The following is a 21,340-nucleotide window of genomic DNA, read 5'->3' as shown; positions in this document are numbered from 1 at the left end:
GGTATGATGGTTGATATGCTGGAGTACAAACAGAAATGGCAAGGAGGGATACTAATCAGAGTTGATCCAAAATACACCAGCCAAGCCTGTTTTGAATGTAAGCATATCGCGAAAGAAAATAGACAGACTCAAGCTAAGTTTGAGTGTGTCAAATGCGGTTATAAAGCGAACGCAGATTTTAATGCAGCTCGTAATATATTAGCGGCAGGACATGCCGTTTTGTCTGTTAAGGGAGGATGCAGTAAAGGTCGCCCGTTGACGCAGAAAACAAGTGGAATCCGTGAGGATGCCACCTAAGAGCTTTTGCTTTTAGAATCCCCGCTTGAGCCATGCGAAAGTGGCGGGAGTATGTCAATATTACAGTAAATGTAGTGAATACCAAGACCTAAGCGGTCTGCCTGAGTCTTTGTTGTTGGTAATTGGACGCCAGAGCATTAAAATAGTTTTAGTCTAAATGTAAAACTAGGTAAGAATGCTTATACAGTTTTAGACAGTCAAGGACTAATTGTTGTGCTAATATCAGGTCATTATGTCCATATTAAAAAATAATGAGCGAGAATAATTTATGAGATTTCAACCAACACAGCTGGTGTTAAGTGCCGCCGCTATTGGCGTAGCAGGAATAGTTTTTTCACAGAGCTATACCACTGCAATGGCATCAGACAAGGCTGCTTTTGTTGCCACTCCCGAACAAAAATTGACTACGCGACAAGTGGCTGCTTTATTAGATAGGGCTCACTATTCTAATAAACGGTTTGATTCAGCGATGGGCAGGGAAGTATTAGAGATGTACTTTGATCGCTTGGACCCAAACCACACTTTGTTTTTGCAGTCCGATATTGATGAATTGACCAAAAAATATGGCGCTACTTTTGCTGATAGATTAAAGCAAGGGGACTTAACCGCTACCCAAAATATCTTCAATCGTTATATCCAACGCTCGAATGAATACTATAATTTTGCAGATAAGTTCTTGAATAAAGAGGTTAATCTGAACCGCAATGACTCTGTTATATTAGACAGAGAAAAAGAGCCTCGCTTTGCTACCGCTAACGAGCAGCGACAGTACTGGGAGCGTCAGCTAACCCTACAAATTATTAACTTAACCTTGGGTCAAGAAGAAGATAAGGCTCGTGATGAGTTATACGCCAAGCACCCAGAGTTAACTAAGGGCAATGACCTAATCTTAGGGGAGGATAGAAACCCTAGAGAAGTGTTGTTAAGCCGCTTACATCGTCAGCAAGAGCAGCTAGAGCGCATTAAAAGCGATGAGATTATGGAGTCTGTGTTAAACACGGCCATGCTCACCTATGACCCTCACAGTAACTATTATGCCCCTGTGCAGTCCGTTGAGATGCAGGTACAGTCTAACCTGCAATTAGAAGGCATCGGGGTGACCATTCGCCCTTATCGTAAAAACCCAGACTATACCCAAATCGTTACGCTAGTAGAGGGTGGTCCTGCGGCTAAATCGGGTAAAGTTCAGCCCAATGACTTAATCATGGCTGTGGCCAAAGACGGGGAAAACTTACAAGATGTGGTTGGCTGGTCAACTCGTGAAGTGGTGGCCTTAATTCGCGGTAAACGAGGCACAGACGTTACGGTTAAAGTGAAGCAGCCTAATACTCCAGATGCTGCGGCTCGCACCATTGTATTGACTCGTGATGTTATCGAGCAAGAGGATGCAGGGGTTACTCACCGCGTTATTACCGTTAAGCCTGAGGGCAGCAATAAAGAGAAGCGTATTGGGGTATTAGAGATTCCAAGTTTCTACTTAAATTACCAAGCTCGTCGTAGTGGCCAAAACTATCGTAGTGTTAGTATCGATACTCAAAATGAGCTTAAAAAGCTAAATGAGAAAAATATTGATGGCTTAGTAGTTGATTTACGCAATAACCCAGGTGGTTCGCTGGATGAAGTTGCGAAAATGCTTGGCCTATTTATTAAAGAAGGGCCTTTGGTACAGATACGAGATAACCGTGGCAACGTCCAAGTTTATCAAGATGAAGACGGTGGCAAGCAGCTGTACTCTGGAGACATGGTAGTGATTACCAATATGGCTTCAGCTTCAGCTTCTGAAATCTTTGCTGCGGCTATTCAAGATTATGGCCGTGGTCTAGTGGTAGGTAGTACTACTACGGGTAAAGGCTCTGCGCAGATTCAATTAGACAGCTTAGCGCTAGGCTCTGCTACCTTAACTCAGCGTAAATTCTACCGTGTGACTGGTGGCAGTACCCAAAATAAAGGGGTTGTTCCTGATATTCCTTTAATTAACATCTATGAAGGCGCAGAGTTTAGTGAGCGTGATCAGAAGAATGCTATGGCTTGGGATACGATCAAGACATCTCCTTACAAGCCAGAAGGCAAGTTCACTAGCAAAACCTTAGCCACGCTAAACCAGCAATCTAAGATTCGTCAAACCACCAACCCACAATTTGTGTACTTAGATACCTTGAATAAAGTGCGTAATATGGATGACGACAAAAAGGCAGTTAAGCTTAATATCAATGAGCGCCGAGCTCGTCAAAAGCAAATTGAGCAAAAAACTCTAGATGCTGAGAATGCTCGCCGCAAAGCGACTGGCTTGAAGCCTTATGATAACTGGACACAGTATCAGGCTGCTGTTGAGTCTATGTTTGAAGAGCGCAGTCGTTTAAAGAACGATGAGCGTCCTAAACTGCCTGAAGATGAAGCTTATGTTATTGAGGCGGCTAAGATTATGTTAGAGGCCAATAAACTACAAAAATTCCAGCAGTTAAGAGACTCTCAGTAGCTTTAATCACAGTTTTTAGAGCAAAATACTATTAGCTGATTAATAATGTCTTGTACTTTCAAACCTTTATGCCTCAAGGGGTGTAAAGGTTTTTTAAGTTTGAAAAAAAGAGAAATACGCCAATAAAGCAGTTTTGTAAGCATATGCTTACATCACATGACGCTTTGGCGACTTACATCACAACGTGCAATTTGCGATTATAGCTTCACGGCATCAAGGACGATGACTCAAAGGATTGAGTGCTTTGTTTGATTGATTTAAGGTTATAACCTAGGTTGTAAGCCCCAAGACAAGTAAATAAAGATACCGGGTTAAGGAAGATAGGCTGTTAATAGAATTTAAAGTTTTAAATTTAATAATAGCCACCTATGAACTTTTTAGCGAATTTTTTGGCTAAACAGTATCTAGGCTGATACGGAGTCATAGGGTTAGTAAGGAAACAAACTCTTTGTTTTAGTATGACAGGATGTGATATTTAAGATCAAAGGGAAAGGTAAGTTAGAGCAGGATGCTCGCTATGGTTGACTATTCTAGGATGGGGTAGAAAACGATAAGGTGTCAGGATGACTACAGTGAAAGCCGCATAACGAAAGTTATGCGGCTTTATTGTTTGGGTTAGGTATTTGGAAGTTGGATTATTGAAAGTCTAGATGAGTAGGCTATATGTCATTTTTGGTTCGCCACTCACGCACTTGTTGTTCAACTTTGTCTTTGGTATGACCGTAACGTTCCTGGATCCTACCTACCAGTTTATCGAAGCTGCCTTCTGCATGTGTTAAATCGTCGTCAGTAAGGTCAGCCCACTCTTGCTTTATTTTTCCTTTTAGCTGGTTCCACTCACCTTTGAATGTATCCTTATTCATGGCTCTATTCCTTTTTATGTTTTAAAAAGTCATGCGTTTTGTTTTGCGCAATAGACTTGGTTGAGTATCAATTAAGCCTTAAGTTGTCTCAAGACTTATCAACAGTATGCACCATGCCAAAATAAGCTGTGTAGTGCCTGTTAGGGACTATGAGGGTGTTTTGGTTCTGATTGTTAGGCAAGTCTTTCAACACTGATAATAACGTTATTATCAGGTTCGTTAACCCGAGTTGACTGCCAGAAGAATAGTTTTTGTAAGCATATGCTTACACGACCTGACGTTATTACGTCTTACATTGGCTTCATTAATTTGAGAACATAGCTTCACTACATCAAGGATGATGAATCAGGATAAAGAGCCAAGCTCTTCTATCAGGATCTATAGTAAGGACACACACTCTTAGTTAAGTATTCATAGGAAGTGAAATTTAGATTAGAGTGATAAGTACACCCAGAGCAGGATGCTCATATTGTTATCTATTCTAGGATGGGGTAGGCAATAATATACTGTCAGGATGACAACAACAAAGCCGCATAATTCAAGTTATGCGGCTTTGTTGTTTTTAGATTTGAACGCATAATTTGACTCTGATAAATAGTCTTGTAAGCATATGCTTATATCACATGACGCTTTGGCGACTTACATAGAGTCCTAGTATTTGAGACTATAGCTGTACGGCATTAAGGATGATGACTCAAAGGATTGAGTGGTTTGGTTGGTTACAACGATAACTTCCGTTGTAAGGATAAGCAGCTATTAAGTTAGCAGCTATTAAGTTAGCAGGTATGAGCAAGATATCTAGGCTGATATTGAGCCATATTGAAGTAGGGAGACATGACCTGAACTGAACTGTAAGAATTACAGTGACAGGGGGTAAGAAAAGAGCAGGATGCTCGCTAGTATTAACTATTCTAGGATGGGGTGGTTGGTATTATAGTCAGGATGACACACAGCGAAAGCCGCATAACGAAAGTTATGCGGCTTTGTTTTTTTGAGTAAATGCTGGCTTTGATAAAGTCTTAAGATACTCAAGACAGACACAGCCTCTTAAGTGTGATGGGCTGGCAAACTTGCTTCAATAACTAATCCAGAGAGGCCGTCCTGGCGATTGTAAGCCACAAGCTCGCCTTGATGCACCATTATGATGGCATGAGCAATGGCCAGTCCCAGACCATAGCCATTGTATTTTTTTTGAGCAGCTTTATGAGGTCGAGAGCTCTGAGGATTATTGTCGCTGGGCTTGTTACTAGTTGGGTTCAAGCGCTCTCTAGAAGTACTTAACCTAACAAAGGGCTGAAAAATACGCTGTAAGTCAGCTTCTGCCACGCCGCTGCCTGCATCAATAACCTTCACTTTTAGATAAGGAAGCTCTTGCTTCGGGTGAGTAAAGGTTTCTAGACTTACTGTGACGCTTGAGTCTGCCGCTGTGTGAGTAAAGGCATTACGCAGGATATTTTCAAACGCGCTGTGCAGCTGCTGTGGATCTCCCATAATTTTGTGGCTATCTGCAGGCAGAGAGCCTCTTGATCCAATAAGCCCCCCCTCATGGAGAAGTTGCCACTGCCAGCTCACGCCTTTGTCTTGAAATTCAAAGCAGACATCCTGCCTAATCTCATCAAGCAGGTCATATAAATCAATACTTTGGTGGGCTTCAATATCTAAAGTATTTTGGCGCATTTGTAACGATTGAATTTGTATGATGTGTTCAATCAGCTCATTCATACGCACAGATTCTTTTTCAATACGGTCTAGATAATGCCCAGCTTCGGGGGCGAAGTCTCGGGTGAGCTCAGTAGCGACATCTAATCTAGCCAAGGGTGAGCGCAGCTCATGAGAGATGTCACTTAACATCTGCTTACGAGCCAACTCACTATTAGCCAAGCGAGTAGACAGCTTAGACACATCTTTTGCCAACATACCTAGCTCATCATTGCCTAAGTTTTGTAGCTCTTCTGCCGCAGTAAAGCGACCTTCACTCATTAAATGGACCGCTCCTTGCACCCGCTGGATGCGCCTAGTTAGCGCTCGGCTCAACCAGTAACAAACTAAGATGCTAAATAGCAAAATTAGGGATACTCGAATTAAGGTATGGTCTTTACGTAGAGCCATAAGATCCCGTAATGACAGCCTAGGCTGTAGCTGTACGATATAGGTTTTACCACTGTTAGAGAGCACGGTCGTGTCTTCTAATTCTGGATAATTGCTAATGTCAGCACTGACTTGTTCCCAAGGCTGATCCGTAAAACTGGGTGCTAATCTTGAATCGTGGTGTGGCGAGCGAGAAGGCTGCTGTAAATTAAAGTCATTAGAGGGCAGCGAAGCGTGTTGAAACTCAGAGCGGGTTGCGGGACGATAATGGCTTCTTTGATTACTCTCAGAGCGGAAACGTCTAGATTTAGGAAGAACCAGCTCTCCTTTGTCATCCACAATACGCATCTGTGACATAAGCCATCGATTATCACGATATAAATGCTTAACGGTTTGTAGGTCATCATTGGCTAACGCAGCAGTGGCATTTTGACGGGCGATAAGTAAGCGAGCCACTTGTAGCTGCATTTTATTGTTGAGCTCTTTGGCATTAATCCAGCGCTCGATACCCACTGACAAAGCTGAGGTCAGCAGTAAAATAGTCAGCATGCTTAAAAACAGCCGCCAGAACAAGTTAAAGGGTTGGTTAAATTTGTTTTGAGAGGCTTTTTTTGCCGCTGTTTTATTCATAAAAATAGTACTCTATAAGACCAGCTGGTAACCTTTGCCGCGAACGGCTTTAATGGGGTCTTCATGGAAAGGTTGTAACTTCTTTCTAAGCCGAGAAACATGCACATCTAAGCTTCGATCTAGAGGCTGTAACTCTCGTTGCAATACGGTTTGTGATAGCCATTCTTTGCTTGCCACATTGCCTTGTTGTTGTAGCAAGGCGACCAGTAAATCAAACTCGGTTCCTGTCACTTGTAGAATCTCACCATCAACTTTGCAAATACGGTGTACCTGATCCAGCTCTAATCGCTCATGATTTAAGGGCGCAAACTCGGTGGTTTGGGCTGTAGTGCGTTTAATAACGGCATTAATGCGAGCGAGTAATTCACGCGGGTTACAGGGTTTGGCAATATAATCATCCGCCCCCAACTCCAAACCAATGATGCGATCAATCTCGTCACCCTTAGCTGTCAGCATAATCACTGGAGTTTGGGTCAAGGTAGGCAGCTGACGTAACACACTTAGCCCATCAATCTTGGGCATCATAATGTCGAGCACGATTAAGTCATAGTTGTGTGCTTTGATCTTTTCTAAAACCTCCACGCCATCATAAGCAGAGTCACAATGAATGCCATGGTTAGTGAGGTATTCAGTCAATAATTCGGAAAGCTCTGTATCGTCATCGCCTAATAAAACATGTGTCATGAACAAGTCCTGAAAAATAAATGGTTAATGCCTTAAGCGTAGAACTTTTGCCCATTAAGTCCAAAAAGTCATCTTAAGTGATGAGAGGTAGAAATATAACTAGGGTTGCTGGCACAAGCAAGCATAGAAGCGGGCAACTGTTGCAATTGTTACCTTTCTTAAACTTTCATCAAATTAAGTTACGCGGAACTGCCCTATGATAAACCTATCAAGAAAAGAGCTGGGGTGCAGTTCCGTAACCTTTATCTTCAGCTTTATTCCAGTGATATAAAATCGATAAATGACATTTAATTGAAAACAACTTTAGAGGTGAGAATTATGAGAAAATTAGTATTAGGTTCAGTATTGGCGTTATCAGGTAGCTTAGCTATGGTGGGCTGTACTCAGGCCAGCGCGGTTTCTGAGTCTCAAGCCACACCAGCTACTAAGATGCAGCATATGCAAGGTCAGCATCATAAGGGAGGGCAGCATATGGGCAAGCGTGGTGGCGGCTTTGAGAAGCTTAATTTGACAGCTGAGCAAAAAGCTCAAATGAAAGCCCTGAGACAGGCACAAAAACAAAATCATCAGGCCAATCGCCAGCAGCACCAAGCTCAAATGCAAAAAATGCAGGCTCAGACCCAAGCTTTGATAAACAGCCCAACTTTGAACACTACAGCTTTAAACAACTTAGCTGAACAGCATGCAGCTCACTCAAAGCAAAGATTTATTCAACGTGTACAGTCTCAGCATGCCATGGCTCAAATTCTGACCGATGAGCAAAAAGCTGAGTTACAAAAAATGAGAGAAGACAGACAAGCTAAGTTCAAAGGCAGAATGGGCAAAAGAGCAGACCACACTAACGCTGCTACTCAATAAACGCCTTTATTTATGCACTAAATACGATACTGTTTTAAAAAAACGGAGCTGTGTTAAAAAACGGTATAAAAAAAGCGATCCTAGGATCGCTTTTTTTATGGTTAAAGATAGAGCAGAGGACTTAAGCCCTAAGCTTTCAATTAAGCTTCACGTGCCACGCTAGCTTGTAGCGCAGGCGGTAAGTCCAATAGCTCAAGCTCTGAGTCTTCTAAATGCTGTGGGCGGGCCACGACTAATGCCTCAAAGCCAGTGTTGTCTTCGTTAGCAATAGCATTGACCACCTGAATCTTACCAATACTTTCTCCCGCTTGTGGCACACCGCCTTGGCCTTTGACGCGGTGTAAGAAGGCTTTAGGAGAAGCTTTGAAGTAGATACGAGCGATAACTTCTTGGCCTATGTAGCAGCCTTTATCATAGTCTACGCCGCCACGTTGATGTAGTCTTAGCTCTTGCGGTTGGAATTGGCTCTGCGTGGCTTCTACAATCCAGTAATTACCTGTGGCTATACTTAAAGCTTGCCATTGGTTGATATCACAGCCATCATCGCTCAGGCTAAAGGTAGGCTCTTCAGTACCTGTCTCTGAACTTAAAATACAAGGGTAGATATCAACAGGCTCAGAGGTAGTAAATTTAGAGAAAGCGCCGAATTTTTTTATGTGAGCTTGAAGGCTTGGCAGGCAGTCAGAGGTAATAACGATATCAAACTGATCTTCCGCTTGCTTTCTTATCCAGACACCATATTCGATACGCCCTTTAATATTAGCAATGGCTGCTGGTAGATAATTTGAGCTTAATCTTTTTACGTCGACAGTAATTTGGTTTTGCAAGAATTTTGCAGCATCATCACCCTGCAAAGTGATTTGTTTAAAAGATAAGTCACTCACAATTAGAATCCTTTTATAGTTGCTTTAATTAAGTTGTTGTAATGAATAGGAAATAGGGTAGCTCATATATTGCCAGTTATCATAGAGACTTAGCAATTAAGCTATGTAATTAGCTGTATGCAAATGGCTACTATTCTTTTATTTTGGCGAGACTAGAGGATTTCAATCACTGGTTCGAGCAAAAAACTGTGGTTTAAGCTACAATACTAATCGATATTAATTCAACGATTCAAATGAGGATAAAAAATGAGCTTACCTAATTGCCCTAATTGTGACTCTGATTTAACTTATGAAGATGGTGCTTTGTTAGTATGTCCGATGTGTGCTCATGAATGGACAGCCGCTGAAGCAGACGGAACAGTAGCTACAGAAGAGGATAATGTGATTCGTGACGCCGTTGGTAATGAATTACAAGACGGTGATGCTGTGACTGTTATCAGAGACCTGAAAGTGAAAGGCTCTTCTACACCACTTAAAGTGGGTACCAAAGTGAAAAGTATTCGCTTAATCCATGATGCACCAGATGACCATGATATCGATTGTAAAATTGATGGTTTTGGTCAAATGAAGTTAAAGTCTTCTGTGGTAAAGAAAGCTTAATTGATTGGTTATTAATAAGTTATAAATTGGTCTTATTGTAAGTCTGGTTAGATAAAAAAAACTTCGCAGCGATTACACTGCGAGGTTTTTTCATATCAGTAATAAGCCATTAGAATTTAGCAAACATGGAAGCAGCCTGAGGCACATCCCCTTCAAAAACACACAGGCCCAAACCACTGGGCCCGTGGTTGGCCAATGAAATGGCCGATACCGGTAATACAGCAATGTTATCAACGCCCGTTCTTTGCTTAAGCATCTCAATAAAGCGGCTATCTAAATCCGGTCTACCTGCACTTAGTATATAGGCAAAAGAGTCTTTACGAGGCAATACCTCGGCAAACTGATTTACCATATACTCAAAGGCTTTGTCGATTTTGCGAATCTTACTAATTGGGACTACTTCACCTTCTTTGGAGACTTGAAGTACGGGCTTTATGCTAAATAGATTGGCAAAGAAGCCTGCGGCTCCAGAGATTTTTTTATTTTTAATCAAATAGGATAAGTCATCTGCAGCAAATAGCATGTGGTGGCTGCGGCGTAAAGCATCTAAACGTGATGCAATATCGCTCATGGCATAGCCTTGCTGCATAAAATAATCGGCTTCTAAAGCAAGTAAGGCCTCACAAGCATTTAAGTCTTTGGTGTCATAAACATAAATGTCCATATTGTCGGCAAAGCTTTTTGCTACCTCACTAATGATTTGATAGCTTTCACTCACTTTTGAGGACAAGGTGGTAATAAAGACTTCTTTTATTCCGCGGCTTTGTAAGTTGCTTAGTATCATGGCCACTTCGTGAGCAGGCGCGGGTGAGGTATGAACAGGAGAGTGGCTGACTTCATTCATCAAATATTGTAAGCGTTCGCTATTGATATTTTTGCCATCAATGAACTCAACGTCATTTACGTGAATTCGTAAACGAATGAGCTCGACATTATGTTGGATATCCATATCATCAAGCCCAGAAGACGATGTGGTTAAAACAATACGACTCATATTGGGCACCTAGTATTCGATGGTCGAAACCAGCAATAAGGCTAAAGGCTTTCTCTTGGCCGCTAGGACATTACTGCTAAAGTATTCTATAAATAAATTGGGAGATTTGGGGTTATCATGCGACTGATATTTGGCACAACAAACCTAATGTTGCCTCTGATTATAGAGGGTAAATTGCGCTTAGGATAGCGATAATCAGCAACGAGTGATTTTAGCAAGGTAACTTGGCAGTATGATAAGCAGGAATAATAATCAATAACAGCTCTAAAACTGGGCAGATTCCATGGTTTTGATTAGCTCTAGGACTCTTGAAAGGCTATTCCATAAAGATTTTAAGGGTTTGAATAAGGAAGGCATAAAACAATTTATAGATAGCAGTTTTTGGTAAATAAGCCACTCACTGTTTGCTATAATAATTAAATAAATCTATCCAATTGTGGTTGGTTAGTTAATAATGAGGAGTGAGTATGTCAAAGAAAAAAAGTAAGTCTGAAAAGATTAGTGATGACTATGTAACCAATGATAAAAAGATTGAGAAGTACGAAACTCAAAAGAGAAAGGATAGCTCACGAATTAAAACCAAAGAAGTCATTGATCAGGTTTTATTAAAAGACTTAAACGAAGGTAACTTCGAGGGCATATCTGACCACTTACAAGCTCTGATTCATGATGCATCGCCTGATGATCTTGAGAAGCTAAAAGATTTATTTGCCAAGCATGCCTTAGCCAATACCGTTAAAACCGGTCTGAAAAAAGACGATGAGTTGTCAGATAACTGGCGAGAAGGGGGCTACCCTTATAAAAACCGCTTATCGCGCAAAACTTATGAAAAACAAAAATACCACCTGCAAGTAGAGCTGTTAAAACTGCAAAAGTGGGTTCGAGAAAACGACCAAAAAGTGGTTATCATCTTTGAAGGTCGTGATGCGGCAGGTAAGGGTGGCTCTATTAAGCGTTTTATGGAGCACTTAAATCCTCGTAGTGCTCGAGTGGTCGCGCTAGAGAAGCCTACTGATCGTGAAATGGGGCAATGGTACTTCCAGCGTTATATTCAACATCTGCCTTCAGCAGGTGAAATGGTGCTATTTGACCGCTCTTGGTATAACCGTGCCGGCGTTGAGCGGGTAATGGGTTTTTGTACAGAAGAGCAGTATGCCACCTTTATGCGCCAGACCCCTGAGTTTGAAAAACACTTAATTGATTCAGGTATTGTCTTAATTAAGTTTTGGTTCTCAGTAAGCCGCGATGAGCAGCGTCGCCGCTTTGCACAGCGTGAAGCACACCCTCTAAAGCAGTGGAAATTATCACCTATTGACTTAGCTTCTCTAGATAAATGGGATGAATACACTTTGGCAAAAGAGGCCATGTTCTATAACACAGACACTGCTGAGTCGCCTTGGATTGTGATTAAGTCGGATTGTAAAAAGCGCGCCCGTTTAAACGCCATGCCTTATGTCCTTAATAAACTGCCGTATGATGGTAAGGATAAAAAACAGGTGGGTAATGTAGATCCGTTAATTGTCGGTCGAGCTGGAGCGTTATATGAGCTGGGTGAAAAATCAGACTTAGCCATTTAACCTGTCGAGATTATAATAGAAAAAGGAGCAGTCGATTGATTGCTCCTTTTTTATGGTTATTTTATCAATGAAGTTATTTTATTAATGAGCTAGGCGCTTATCTTGCCCATTTTAACCAATCTAGAAGTGATAGAACCTTTGGTACGTTGATGGCGCTCGGCTAGAATATCCACACTATCACCATTATCAAATCCTGTATTAAGGCTCTCTTCTTCCTCTGTTTTCCAAGGTTTACCTGCATTGGCTGGTAGCTGTGCTTGCCTCTAAATCCATCTCATTCGGGCTTGAAGCGCAGGAACAGTCACTTGTAATGCCTTTTGAATGTCCTGGTTTAAGCACAGGCTCTTGGGCGCTAATGGCTCATCGGACAGCGGATTAATGCCTGTGCTGAGCTTTTCGATAATACGCAGCGCCTCAAAAGTATGCATGGTAGGAGCAGCTGCTTCAGATTGATCCGGTGATTCTATGGGTGTTTTTTTGTCATCCATGAGGGATATATATTCCTTTTGATAGAAAGATGGTTGGGTTGGTTTAAGTTTTAATTCCGAGTTAATGGTTAAGTTAACTAAACTACCTTAACATCAAATCTAATCAATAAAAACGTTTTCTTTTAAAGTCAGCACGTCACACTGGCCCATATCCCATTCATGGTGACTGACTACGACTAACAGCCCTTGCTTTTGGTGCTCGCGCACACTGTCCCAAACTCGTTCACGAGTTTCGTTATCAAGTCCGGCGAAGGGTTCATCAAGCAGTAAAACTCGGCGCGGCTTTAATAGTAGTCTAGCTAGAGCAACACGTCTGGCCTGACCCCCAGAGATGGCTGCCCCATATTCGCCTAACGGGGTTTGCAATCCTTGTGGCTGAGCCTGTAACCAGGTCAGTAAACCTACCTTATCCAAAGCAGACAGTAGTTCTGCTTCAGTAGCTTGGGGCTTACCTAGACGCAGGTTAGCGGCCAATGTCTGATCAAAAATATCCAGTTGCTGCCCAAGGTAGCCAAGCTGATCCTGCCAATTATAAGCAAACCAGTCTTGCTCATTGAGTTTTACTTCACCAGATTGCACCGGCAGCTCACCTGCTAAGGCTTGTAGTAAGGTGGACTTACCACAGCCTGAGGGCCCTTTGATAATTAAAGGGGTTCCAGAATCTATGCGAACACTGACCTCTTTGGCTCCTACTAAGGCCCCTGGGATTTTGGCAGAAACATGGGTGAGATTAGCGTGTAGAGGGCCTGTCGGTAAAGCTAAACCAGTTTCAGTATCGGTAGGGATAGTACTGTTAGCCTGTGCTTCGCTGACTGAAGGTTGTAGCAGCGCATTGAGTCTGTCTTTGGCAGAAATGCTATTACCCAAAGCCAGATAGTGTTGGCCCAGTGGCACAACAATTTCTTGAATACCCAGTAGGCCCAAAGTTACCGCCAACACTAACGGCACATCTACGCCAGTGGTTAAAGATGTAGAGGAGTCTGTCAATTGATAAATCGAGAATAAGACCACCAGCACTGCGGCATAAAAGAACCACTGAATAAGCAGCATATAGCTGGAGCGAAGTTTTTGTGCACTCCACTCTAAGGCCTGCAGTCTATCGTCTTGAGCAATATAGCTTTTGGTCTGAGCCTGCCACTGTTGCCAAAGTAGGAGCTGAGTAATAATGGCAAGTGGCGCCAATAGCTTCTGACGTCTAGATTCAGAAACCTGTGATAGGCGCTTGGCACTTTGAATGCCTTTTAAACTGGCCATTAAAGGCAGTAATAAAGCGGACAATAGCAGAAGATAAATGATCGTCTTGCTGGTGGCACTTAGCGGTAGCGCCCAGCCAATGAATCCAGCTAACAATAATAAAGACACACTAGCGATCAGCCAAGGTGAAATTACCCTGAGAATAAATTCATCTAGCTTATCAATGTCACTGACCAAGCGGTGCATATACTGTGAGGCATGTAAGGTATTGCGCTGCTGTACCAGCGGCAGGGCGGCCAGGCGATTAAAAAAGCGTAAACGTAGCGTCTTTAATAGGTCAAAGACCGCATTATGCGAGACCATCAGCTCACCATAGCGGCCGGCAGTTCTTGCCATTGCAAGCATTCGAATAATGCCAGCGGGCAGCATATAGTTAAAGCTGTGAGAGCCAACCGCAATCATGCCAGCCAAAGCAGCACCAGTAATAAACCAGCCTGAGACCATCAGAAGGGTAATCATAGACAGGGCTGTCACCAGTCCTAAAATCCAAGAAATCACCCACAAATCAAAAGACGGCTTGAACATATCACGCAGGCGAAACACTGGGGAGTGAGCCGTCGATGGCAGTTTCTGATTTGAGCTTGAGGTGGTGTTAGGCAAAGTAGGTTTAGTCATGACTCTCTCCCATTACCGTTACTGCAGGGGGCAGTGATAACTTAATGACACTGTCTAACCAAACAAGCTGTTGGTGGGAGTGAGTAATCCAAATCACAGTTTTACCCTCACTGACGCGCTGTAGCAATTGGTGCACTCTATCTGCAGTGTCAGGATCAAGGTGTTCTGTGGGCTCATCTAATAACCACAGACTGTCTTTTCTCAGCAGTAATTGAGCAATGCCCAAGCGCTGCTGCTGTCCTCCAGAAAGCCCTTGACCTCTATCACCAAGTTGGGTGTCTAGGCCTTGTGGCAGTCGTTTAATCAGTTGCCACAGCTCTACTTCTTCAAGTACTTCGATTAACTGCTCATCACTGGCACTTGGGTTAGCAAGTCGTAAGTTCTGAGCGATGGTTAAGGGCATCAGTGCCACTTGCTGAGCCAGATAGCCAATGTGTTGTCTTAGCTGTTGCTGCGGTACCTGTTTGATATCGATGCTTTGACCACTGATAGTAGCAATTTCGATGTTACCTTGATAGTCAACAAATCCCATTATTGCCTGTAGTAGGCTGGATTTCCCGCTGCCACTATCTCCTACTAAAGCCACACGCTGTGCCGGCTGTAGCTCAAAGCTCACTGGAGCCAAGCGGGTACGATAAGTCGGTTGGGTATCTGAGCCAGAAGACTCAGAGTCATCATCGCTCACTGGGTCGGTAATTGCAGTGCGAATGGTTAATTCGTTGATGACTAATCCAAAAGCTTGTGATAAATCGACAGTGCTTGAAGTACTGGGGGTAGCTGGTGAGGGATCTGCGGTGCTCTGAGAGCCTGATTGAGCTGCTGTAATAATAGGTAATAAGCTTTGAACGGCCCCTTCAGCTTCAGCTTTGGCGTGATAATCAGCCCCTAGCTGACGTAGCGGAACATAAAACTCAGGAGCCAAAAGCAAGATGAATAGTGCCCCAAAATAGGCCACAGGAACATGGCCTTTATCCCACGGTAAGATTCCCATTAAGCCAAAGCCGAGGTAGACAGCAACAAGAGCAATACTCAAGGCGGCCAATAGCTCAAGCACGGCACCATTTAAAAAAGCAATCTTTAACACATCCATAGTGCGGCGACGGTAATCTTCGCTGCTAATGGCTAGGTCTTGTTCAGCAATTGAGGTAGCTTGCAAGCGTTTAAGGGTGGGCATACCTCGAATCCAGTCCAAAAAACGACCGCTTAGCTGAGATAAAGCCCCAAACTGAGCCGCACTTTTTTTAGCAGTGAGATGACCAATAAGAATCATAAATATTGGCACCAGTGGTGCAGTCATTAATAATAGGGCGGCTGCAAATTTACTTTGCCAAGCTACTACGACCAACAAGATAAGAGGGGTAGTTACGGTAACTTTCTTTTGTACGCTAAAGCGGCTAATAAACCCATCTAGTGCATCTGTTTGATCAATAATTTGACTAGAAATACTACCGTCACTGCCAAAGTGGCGTAAGTTTGGCCCTAAGTTGGCCATGGTGGTTAATAAAGATTGTCTTAACTTGGTCCGAACTTGCAAGCTGGCGCGAGCGCTTAATAGTTCTCTACCCATATTTAGTAGGGGGCGTAGCACAAAACATAACAGCAACCCCCCAAACCAAATCGCATCAATTCCTGTAGATAGAGGCAGTTCATCAAAGTAATTGGTTAACCATAGGCTAAAAATATTGGCGAGTAGCCAAGCCTGTCCTACAAACAGAAGGGTGCTAATAACCGTTAGTAGCCACGCAAGATTTAAAGGGCGGCGCACAGTATTTACCAGCTGTTTTAAAAAGCTTTTTTCGGCAGTTGAAAGGGTGGCCATAGTAGTTTCTGTCTTAGAAAAAAAAGAGAAAGTTATAAGATACAAAAGTTAAAAGAAAGGTTTGGTAATAAGAGTATGCTTTACTAGTCATTCTAAGCTTACTGCTTTGAAAAGCCAATGTATGTTAATGTATCTAACGAACGTACTAATAAAGTTGCCAGTAAAGGCCACTCATTTATTAAGGTAGGTGAGAGTTACATTGACTACAACTGTGAAAGAAAGTTTAATGATATCTGGAACAAATGTTTATATTTAGGTAATATAGGCAAAAATAAACCCATACATCAATAGTGGATTTATTTGAATACCCATTTCGTATTACATTTATAATATTTTATTAAATCATATATTATAATATAGGCAATTAACTTGCCTGAGTAAATGCTTAAAAGCGGTATTGTTTTAAGTAGTCGATTTTTAGAGTTGTTTAATGACATCTTAAATATTTGATAGCCATAACTATTTTATAAGGTTAAGTGCGTTATAGATTAGGGCTAAGTACTTTATAGATGTTGAAACTTATCGGTAGTGCAGGATTGATCACTCAGTTGGTTTAATGATGTAAAGGGAGTGAGTGGGTTAGGGTCAGCAAGCAAGGATGTGAGCAGTAAGAGGCCTTAAGTTATACGAATCAAATAACAGTGTGAATTAATCCTTCTTTTTAGGGGGTTTAGTATGATTACTGAACATCTAGTTGATATATCCCGCTTGCAGTTCGCGGTGACAGCGCTTTACCACTTTCTATTTGTCCCATTAACTCTGGGTATGGTTTGGATTCTAGTTATTATGGAGTCCGTCTATGTCACGACAGGTAAGCAAATCTGGAAGGACATGACCAAATACTGGGGTAAGCTATTTGGTATTAACTTCGCTCTAGGGGTAACCACAGGGATTACCATGGAGTTCCAGTTTGGTACTAACTGGGCTTATTATTCACACTATGTGGGCGACATTTTTGGTGCCCCACTAGCCATTGAAGGCCTTATGGCTTTCTTCTTAGAATCCACCATGGTGGGTCTATTCTTCTTTGGGTGGGACAGATTGTCTCGCGCGCAGCATTTAATCGTTACCATGTTAATGGCGCTAGGTACAAACCTTTCAGCTTTATGGATTTTGATTGCCAACGGTTGGATGCAAAGCCCAGTAGGGGCCTCGTTTAACTACGAAACCATGCGCATGGAAATGGACAGCTTCGCGACCATTTTATTTAACCCAGATGCCCAAAATAAATTCGTGCATACTGTGTCTGCCGGTTATGTAACCGCTTCTGTTTTCGTTCTTGCTATCTCTGCCTTATATCTGTTACGCAAACGTGATGTGCCTTTTGCTAAACGCAGTTTTCAGGTAGCTTCAGCTTTTGGTATTGCCTCAATCTTAAGTGTTATTGTACTAGGCGATGAGTCAGGGTACTCAATTGGTGCTGCTCAGCAAACTAAAATGGCAACTATTGAAGCCATGTGGCATACCGAGCCTGCACCGGCCTCCTTTAATCTAATTGCTGGTATTAATGAAAAAGAGCAGAAAAACGATTGGCAAATCCAAATTCCTTACGCTATGGGGATCATCGGTACCCGTTCTTTTGATAAAGAAATTCCAGGTATTCATGATATAAAAGAGGTCAACCGCGAGCGTATTATTAATGGTATTGAGGCGGTGAGTTTACTTGAGCAACTGCGTGAGTCTCCAGAAGACGTGGCGTTAAAAGGTCAGTTTGATGAGGTAAAAGAAGATCTAGGCTTTGGTCTATTGCTCAAAAAATACACTGAAGATGTCACACAAGCCACCCCAGAAATGATTCAAAAAGCGGTAGATGACACCATTCCTTCAGTAACGCCTATGTTCTGGTCGTTCCGCGGCATGGTGGGTTTAGGTTTTTTAATGTTGGCATTATTTGCCACCAGTATGTGGTACACAGTTAAGGGTACTTTCGCTGAAAAAACTTGGCTATTAAAATGGGCGGTAATCATGTTGCCTGCGCCTTGGATTGCTATTGAGCTAGGTTGGTTTGTGGCAGAGTATGGTCGTCAACCTTGGACCATTTACGGTGTTCTACCTACCCATTTATCAGTAACTAACTTTAGTGTGGCCAACGTTTATGGCTCATTAGCAGGTTTTGTCGGCTTCTACACAATCCTGTTAATCATTGAAGTCTATCTGATGGTGAAATATATCAAGCTAGGTCCAGCCAGCTTAGGCACCGGACGTTATGATGGCGAAACCCCACGTGATGTGACGCCAGTGCATAGCAATAAGGAGGTCGACGATGTTATTTGATTATGAAACCCTAAAATTAATCTGGTGGCTTCTTGTAGGGGCACTACTTATTGGTTTTGCCATTATGGATGGGCATGACATGGGGGTCTGTACCCTGTTGCCTTTCGTTGGTAAAAACGATGATGAACGTCGTGTGATTGTGAATACAGTTGGCCCACACTGGGAAGGTAACCAGGTTTGGTTTATTACTGCAGGTGGTGCATTATTCGCCGCTTGGCCTATGGTTTATGCGTTAGCCTTTAGTGGGTTTTATTGGGCGATGATGGCGGTGCTTTGGGCATTGTTCTTCCGTCCAGTTGGCTTCAAGTATCGCAGTATGGTTAAAGACCAAAGATGGCGTAATGCTTGGGACTGGGGCTTGTTCGTCGGCTCCTTTATTCCAGCCGTGGTGTTCGGTGTGGCATTTGGTAACCTATTCTTAGGCGTACCATTTAGCTTTGATAATATGATGCGCTCTACTTACACCGGTAGTTTTTGGAATTTATTAAATCCCTTCTCTATTCTTTGTGGTCTGGTCAGTGCGACTATGCTAATTATGCAAGGGGGAACTTTCCTTGCTCACCGCACAGAGAATGGTATTCAAGAGCGTACTACGAAATATACTATCGTGTCAGCTGTGGCTATGGTAGTGCTATTTGTGGCAGCAGGGGTTTGGATTCAGTCTATCGATGGTTATGCAGTAGTCTCTCAAATTGATCCAGCTGCGGTAGCCAATCCATTGACTAAAGAGGTGGTAGTACAGCCGGGTGCTTGGATGTCAAACTTCGATAAGTATCCTTGGGCATGGGCTTTCCCAGCTTTAGGCATTATTATGCCATTGATAACCGCTGTCTTATTGAAAGCCGGTAAGACATTAACAGCCTTTGTTACTTCAAGTTTTGCCGTCATTGGTGTGATTATGACTGCGGGCATCTCTTTATTCCCGTTCGTTATTCCTTCATCAAGTTTCCCAAATGCCAGCTTAACTATTTGGGACAGCGTCTCAAGTCACTTCACTTTAATGGTGATGTTGTACGTCGTAGTGTTGCTACTTCCCATTGTGGTGTTTTATACCAGCTGGGCTTATAGCGTGATGCGTGGTAAGGTGACTGTGGCCTATATTCGTGAAAACGATCACACCTCGTACTAAGCCATCTACTTATCTAGGAGAAAATTATGTGGTATTTTGCATGGATATTAGGGCTTGGGTTTGCTGTGTTATTGGCGATTGTCAATGCGGTTTGGCTTGAACATGAGCAAGATCGAATAGACTCTTATAAGCGCAATCCTAAACCGGTTGAAAACCCAAACTTGAATAAAACGTTAGAATAAGCGACAAATAGCTTTGGTTAATCTGGTAATTCACAGAGCAAATCAAAGCTATAAATTAACAAAGATACAAAGTGGGCTCATCAGAGCTCACTTTTTTTTGTTAAGATAGTCAACATAAGTTCCGATTGTATTTTTTTAGAACCGCAACCTTGAAAATCAAAAAAGATAATAAGGTTTTTTTATCCATAAAATAAAGAGTGATGATTATGAGCACAAAGAACGAACAGTTATTTTTACAAGCCAAAAAACACATTCCAGGTGGTGTTAACTCACCAGTTCGTGCCTTCGCTGGCGTGGGTGGTACTCCAGTATTTATGCACAAAGCTGCTGGTAGTAAAATCTATGATACTGAAGACAAGGAATACATCGATTATGTGGGCTCATGGGGTCCTATGATTTTGGGTCATGCCCATCCTAAAGTTATTGATGCAGTAAAAGCAGCGGCCGATGATGGCTTAAGCTTTGGTACACCAACGACTTTTGAAACCTCAGTAGCCGATACCATCTGCGATATCGTACCTAGCGTTGAAATGATTCGTATGACCAGCTCAGGTACTGAAGCGACGATGAGCGCCATTCGCTTAGCACGTGGTTATACTGGCCGTGACAAAATCGTTAAGTTTGAAGGCTGCTACCATGGTCACTCAGACAGCCTATTGGTAAAAGCAGGCTCTGGTATGTTAGATATCGGTGAACCAACCTCACAAGGGGTACCTGCAGACTTCGCTAAGCACACCATCACTTTGCCATACAACGATCCGCAAGCGGTAAAAGACTGCTTTGAAAAATGGGGCGATGAGATTGCTTGTGTTATCGTTGAGCCAATCGCGGGTAACATGAACATGATTGTTCCAACTCAAGAATTCCACAACACCTTACGTGAGCAGTGTACTCAAGGCGGTGCGGTATTAATCTTTGATGAAGTGATGACCGGTTTCCGTGTGGGTCTAAGAGGCGCACAAGGTCATTTTGGTATTAAGCCTGACTTGACTTGCTTTGGTAAAATTATCGGTGCAGGTCTGCCAGTAGGTGCCTTCGGTGGTAAGCGTGAAATCATGGAGTGCATCGCACCTATGGGCGGCGTATATCAAGCGGGTACGTTATCAGGTAACCCACTGGCTATGCGTGCTGGTATCGCCATGTTTGAAGACTTAACTGTCGATGGTTTTTATGAGGGTGTGGCGGACAAAGTGACTTACTTGGTTGACGGCATTCAAGCGACTGCTGATAAGCAAGGCATTGAGCTCCGTTCTACTAAGCTTGGGGGCATGTTTGGTCTGTTCTTCGTAAAAGACTCAGAAACCCAAGTACCTCAGAACTTTGATGAAGTAACCGCTTGTGACATGGATAAGTTCAATACTTTCTTCCATGGCATGCTAGAGCGTGGTATTTACTTAGCACCATCAGCTTATGAAGTGGGCTTTATGTCGTCTAAACACAGCACAGAAGATTTAGATGCCACTATTAAAGCAGCTGCAGAAGTGTTTGCTGAAATGGCGGCTGCGTATTGACTTCCTCCCCTCGCTAAACCGAGGGGATTCCTACAGCTAGACGGTCAAGCCCGACCGCAAGGATGTTCTTAGCAGCATTGATATCTCTATCATGCCATGTGCCACACTCAGCACAAG

The 21,340-nt window shown here is 42.8% G+C and carries 17 protein-coding genes and 1 pseudogene; 9 read left to right on the top strand and 9 right to left on the bottom strand.

Annotated elements, in window-relative coordinates:
• Together A1232T_RS01405 and A1232T_RS01400 are read left to right on the top strand one after the other, a co-directional pair.
• A partial coding sequence (locus A1232T_RS01405; protein WP_208606894.1) for a zinc ribbon domain-containing protein occupies positions 1–297 on the top strand: 297 nt, incomplete at its 5' end.
• A 268-nt stretch (positions 298–565) separates the two neighbouring features.
• Positions 566–2,773: a carboxy terminal-processing peptidase gene (locus A1232T_RS01400; RefSeq protein ID WP_077447696.1), complete on the top strand. Its 2,208-nt coding sequence runs from the start codon at positions 566–568 to the stop codon at positions 2,771–2,773.
• Between the two features lie 659 nt (positions 2,774–3,432).
• Here the strand turns inward: A1232T_RS01400 and A1232T_RS01395 are convergent.
• The 3 genes from A1232T_RS01395 to A1232T_RS01385 form a co-directional block, all read right to left on the bottom strand.
• Positions 3,433–3,636, bottom strand: coding sequence for a CsbD family protein (locus A1232T_RS01395; RefSeq protein WP_077447695.1), 204 nt, complete (start codon positions 3,634–3,636; stop codon positions 3,433–3,435).
• Positions 3,637–4,683: 1,047 nt separating this feature from the next.
• Positions 4,684–6,354, bottom strand: a complete 1,671-nt coding sequence (locus A1232T_RS01390) for a sensor histidine kinase (protein ID WP_077447694.1) — start codon at positions 6,352–6,354, stop codon at positions 4,684–4,686.
• A 12-nt stretch (positions 6,355–6,366) separates the two neighbouring features.
• On the bottom strand, positions 6,367–7,038 hold the full coding sequence (locus A1232T_RS01385) for a response regulator transcription factor (protein ID WP_077447693.1): 672 nt from the start codon (positions 7,036–7,038) through the stop codon (positions 6,367–6,369).
• Between the two features lie 318 nt (positions 7,039–7,356).
• Here A1232T_RS01385 and A1232T_RS01380 point away from each other — a divergent pair, with 318 nt between their 5' ends.
• Positions 7,357–7,896 carry a Spy/CpxP family protein refolding chaperone gene (locus A1232T_RS01380; protein ID WP_077447692.1) on the top strand — a complete coding sequence of 180 codons (540 nt, stop codon included), beginning with the start codon at positions 7,357–7,359 and terminating at the stop codon, positions 7,894–7,896.
• Positions 7,897–8,036: 140 nt separating this feature from the next.
• Here A1232T_RS01380 and ygfZ read toward each other — a convergent pair whose 3' ends face one another.
• Complete coding sequence (ygfZ, locus tag A1232T_RS01375; RefSeq protein WP_077447691.1) at positions 8,037–8,780, bottom strand: CAF17-like 4Fe-4S cluster assembly/insertion protein YgfZ; 744 nt, start codon at positions 8,778–8,780, stop codon at positions 8,037–8,039.
• 246 nt (positions 8,781–9,026) lie between these two features.
• Between ygfZ and A1232T_RS01370 the strand changes: the two genes are divergently transcribed.
• Positions 9,027–9,380 (top strand): zinc ribbon domain-containing protein YjdM, encoded by a 354-nt coding sequence (locus A1232T_RS01370; protein WP_077447690.1) that lies wholly within the window; start codon positions 9,027–9,029, stop codon positions 9,378–9,380.
• A gap of 109 nt (positions 9,381–9,489) precedes the next feature.
• Here A1232T_RS01370 and A1232T_RS01365 read toward each other — a convergent pair whose 3' ends face one another.
• On the bottom strand, positions 9,490–10,374 hold the full coding sequence (locus tag A1232T_RS01365) for a DegV family protein (protein WP_077447689.1): 885 nt from the start codon (positions 10,372–10,374) through the stop codon (positions 9,490–9,492).
• Between the two features lie 467 nt (positions 10,375–10,841).
• Between A1232T_RS01365 and ppk2 the strand changes: the two genes are divergently transcribed.
• The gene (ppk2, locus tag A1232T_RS01360; protein ID WP_077447688.1) at positions 10,842–11,951 is read left to right on the top strand and encodes a polyphosphate kinase 2; all 1,110 of its coding nucleotides are present in this window, start codon (positions 10,842–10,844) and stop codon (positions 11,949–11,951) included.
• Between the two features lie 263 nt (positions 11,952–12,214).
• Here ppk2 and A1232T_RS01355 read toward each other — a convergent pair whose 3' ends face one another.
• The 3 genes from A1232T_RS01355 to cydD form a co-directional block, all read right to left on the bottom strand.
• Positions 12,215–12,439: a hypothetical protein gene (locus tag A1232T_RS01355; RefSeq protein WP_077447687.1), complete on the bottom strand. Its 225-nt coding sequence runs from the start codon at positions 12,437–12,439 to the stop codon at positions 12,215–12,217.
• A 99-nt stretch (positions 12,440–12,538) separates the two neighbouring features.
• A complete protein-coding gene (locus A1232T_RS01350; RefSeq protein ID WP_077447686.1) occupies positions 12,539–14,308 on the bottom strand; it encodes an amino acid ABC transporter ATP-binding/permease protein in 1,770 nt (589 codons plus the stop codon).
• The gene (gene cydD, locus A1232T_RS01345; protein WP_077447685.1) at positions 14,301–16,127 is read right to left on the bottom strand and encodes a thiol reductant ABC exporter subunit CydD; all 1,827 of its coding nucleotides are present in this window, start codon (positions 16,125–16,127) and stop codon (positions 14,301–14,303) included. Before cydD ends, A1232T_RS01350 begins: the two co-directional genes overlap by 8 nt.
• Positions 16,128–16,802: 675 nt before the next feature.
• Here cydD and A1232T_RS01340 point away from each other — a divergent pair.
• From A1232T_RS01340 to hemL, 4 genes are all read left to right on the top strand, one after another.
• Positions 16,803–18,401, top strand: coding sequence for a cytochrome ubiquinol oxidase subunit I (locus A1232T_RS01340; RefSeq protein WP_077447684.1), 1,599 nt, complete (start codon positions 16,803–16,805; stop codon positions 18,399–18,401).
• Positions 18,391–19,530: a cytochrome d ubiquinol oxidase subunit II gene (gene cydB, locus A1232T_RS01335; protein WP_077447683.1), complete on the top strand. Its 1,140-nt coding sequence runs from the start codon at positions 18,391–18,393 to the stop codon at positions 19,528–19,530. The genes A1232T_RS01340 and cydB overlap by 11 nt, the downstream gene beginning before the upstream one ends.
• Before the next feature lie 26 nt (positions 19,531–19,556).
• Positions 19,557–19,712, top strand: coding sequence for a cytochrome bd-I oxidase subunit CydX (gene cydX / locus A1232T_RS01330; RefSeq protein ID WP_077447682.1), 156 nt, complete (start codon positions 19,557–19,559; stop codon positions 19,710–19,712).
• Positions 19,713–19,918: 206 nt separating this feature from the next.
• Positions 19,919–21,223 carry a glutamate-1-semialdehyde 2,1-aminomutase gene (gene hemL / locus A1232T_RS01325; RefSeq protein WP_077447681.1) on the top strand — a complete coding sequence of 435 codons (1,305 nt, stop codon included), beginning with the start codon at positions 19,919–19,921 and terminating at the stop codon, positions 21,221–21,223.
• Positions 21,224–21,236: 13 nt separating this feature from the next.
• Here the strand turns inward: hemL and A1232T_RS14315 are convergent.
• Positions 21,237–21,340 (bottom strand): annotated as a pseudogene (locus tag A1232T_RS14315) (RNA-guided endonuclease TnpB family protein); the annotation flags it as partial.

Origin of the sequence: Psychrobacter pasteurii (genome assembly GCF_900162815.1) — a bacterium.
GTDB lineage: Bacteria > Pseudomonadota > Gammaproteobacteria > Pseudomonadales > Moraxellaceae > Psychrobacter > Psychrobacter pasteurii.
Note: the sequence above shows the minus strand (reverse complement) of the source record. Positions and strands in the feature narration are given on the sequence as shown.

What these genes read in the sequence shown, in the direction of transcription:
- A1232T_RS01400 (WP_077447696.1), top strand. Translation starts at nt 566, where the DNA reads ATGAGATTTCAACCAACACAGCTGGTGTTAAGTGCCGCCGCTATTGGC.
- A1232T_RS01395 (WP_077447695.1), bottom strand. Translation starts at nt 3,636, where the DNA reads ATGAATAAGGATACATTCAAAGGTGAGTGGAACCAGCTAAAAGGAAAA.
- A1232T_RS01390 (WP_077447694.1), bottom strand. Translation starts at nt 6,354, where the DNA reads ATGAATAAAACAGCGGCAAAAAAAGCCTCTCAAAACAAATTTAACCAA.
- A1232T_RS01385 (WP_077447693.1), bottom strand. Translation starts at nt 7,038, where the DNA reads ATGACACATGTTTTATTAGGCGATGACGATACAGAGCTTTCCGAATTA.
- A1232T_RS01380 (WP_077447692.1), top strand. Translation starts at nt 7,357, where the DNA reads ATGAGAAAATTAGTATTAGGTTCAGTATTGGCGTTATCAGGTAGCTTA.
- A1232T_RS01370 (WP_077447690.1), top strand. Translation starts at nt 9,027, where the DNA reads ATGAGCTTACCTAATTGCCCTAATTGTGACTCTGATTTAACTTATGAA.
- A1232T_RS01365 (WP_077447689.1), bottom strand. Translation starts at nt 10,374, where the DNA reads ATGAGTCGTATTGTTTTAACCACATCGTCTTCTGGGCTTGATGATATG.
- ppk2 (WP_077447688.1), top strand. Translation starts at nt 10,842, where the DNA reads ATGTCAAAGAAAAAAAGTAAGTCTGAAAAGATTAGTGATGACTATGTA.
- A1232T_RS01355 (WP_077447687.1), bottom strand. Translation starts at nt 12,439, where the DNA reads ATGGATGACAAAAAAACACCCATAGAATCACCGGATCAATCTGAAGCA.
- A1232T_RS01350 (WP_077447686.1), bottom strand. Translation starts at nt 14,308, where the DNA reads ATGACTAAACCTACTTTGCCTAACACCACCTCAAGCTCAAATCAGAAA.
- cydD (WP_077447685.1), bottom strand. Translation starts at nt 16,127, where the DNA reads ATGGCCACCCTTTCAACTGCCGAAAAAAGCTTTTTAAAACAGCTGGTA.
- A1232T_RS01340 (WP_077447684.1), top strand. Translation starts at nt 16,803, where the DNA reads ATGATTACTGAACATCTAGTTGATATATCCCGCTTGCAGTTCGCGGTG.
- cydB (WP_077447683.1), top strand. Translation starts at nt 18,391, where the DNA reads ATGTTATTTGATTATGAAACCCTAAAATTAATCTGGTGGCTTCTTGTA.
- cydX (WP_077447682.1), top strand. Translation starts at nt 19,557, where the DNA reads ATGTGGTATTTTGCATGGATATTAGGGCTTGGGTTTGCTGTGTTATTG.
- hemL (WP_077447681.1), top strand. Translation starts at nt 19,919, where the DNA reads ATGAGCACAAAGAACGAACAGTTATTTTTACAAGCCAAAAAACACATT.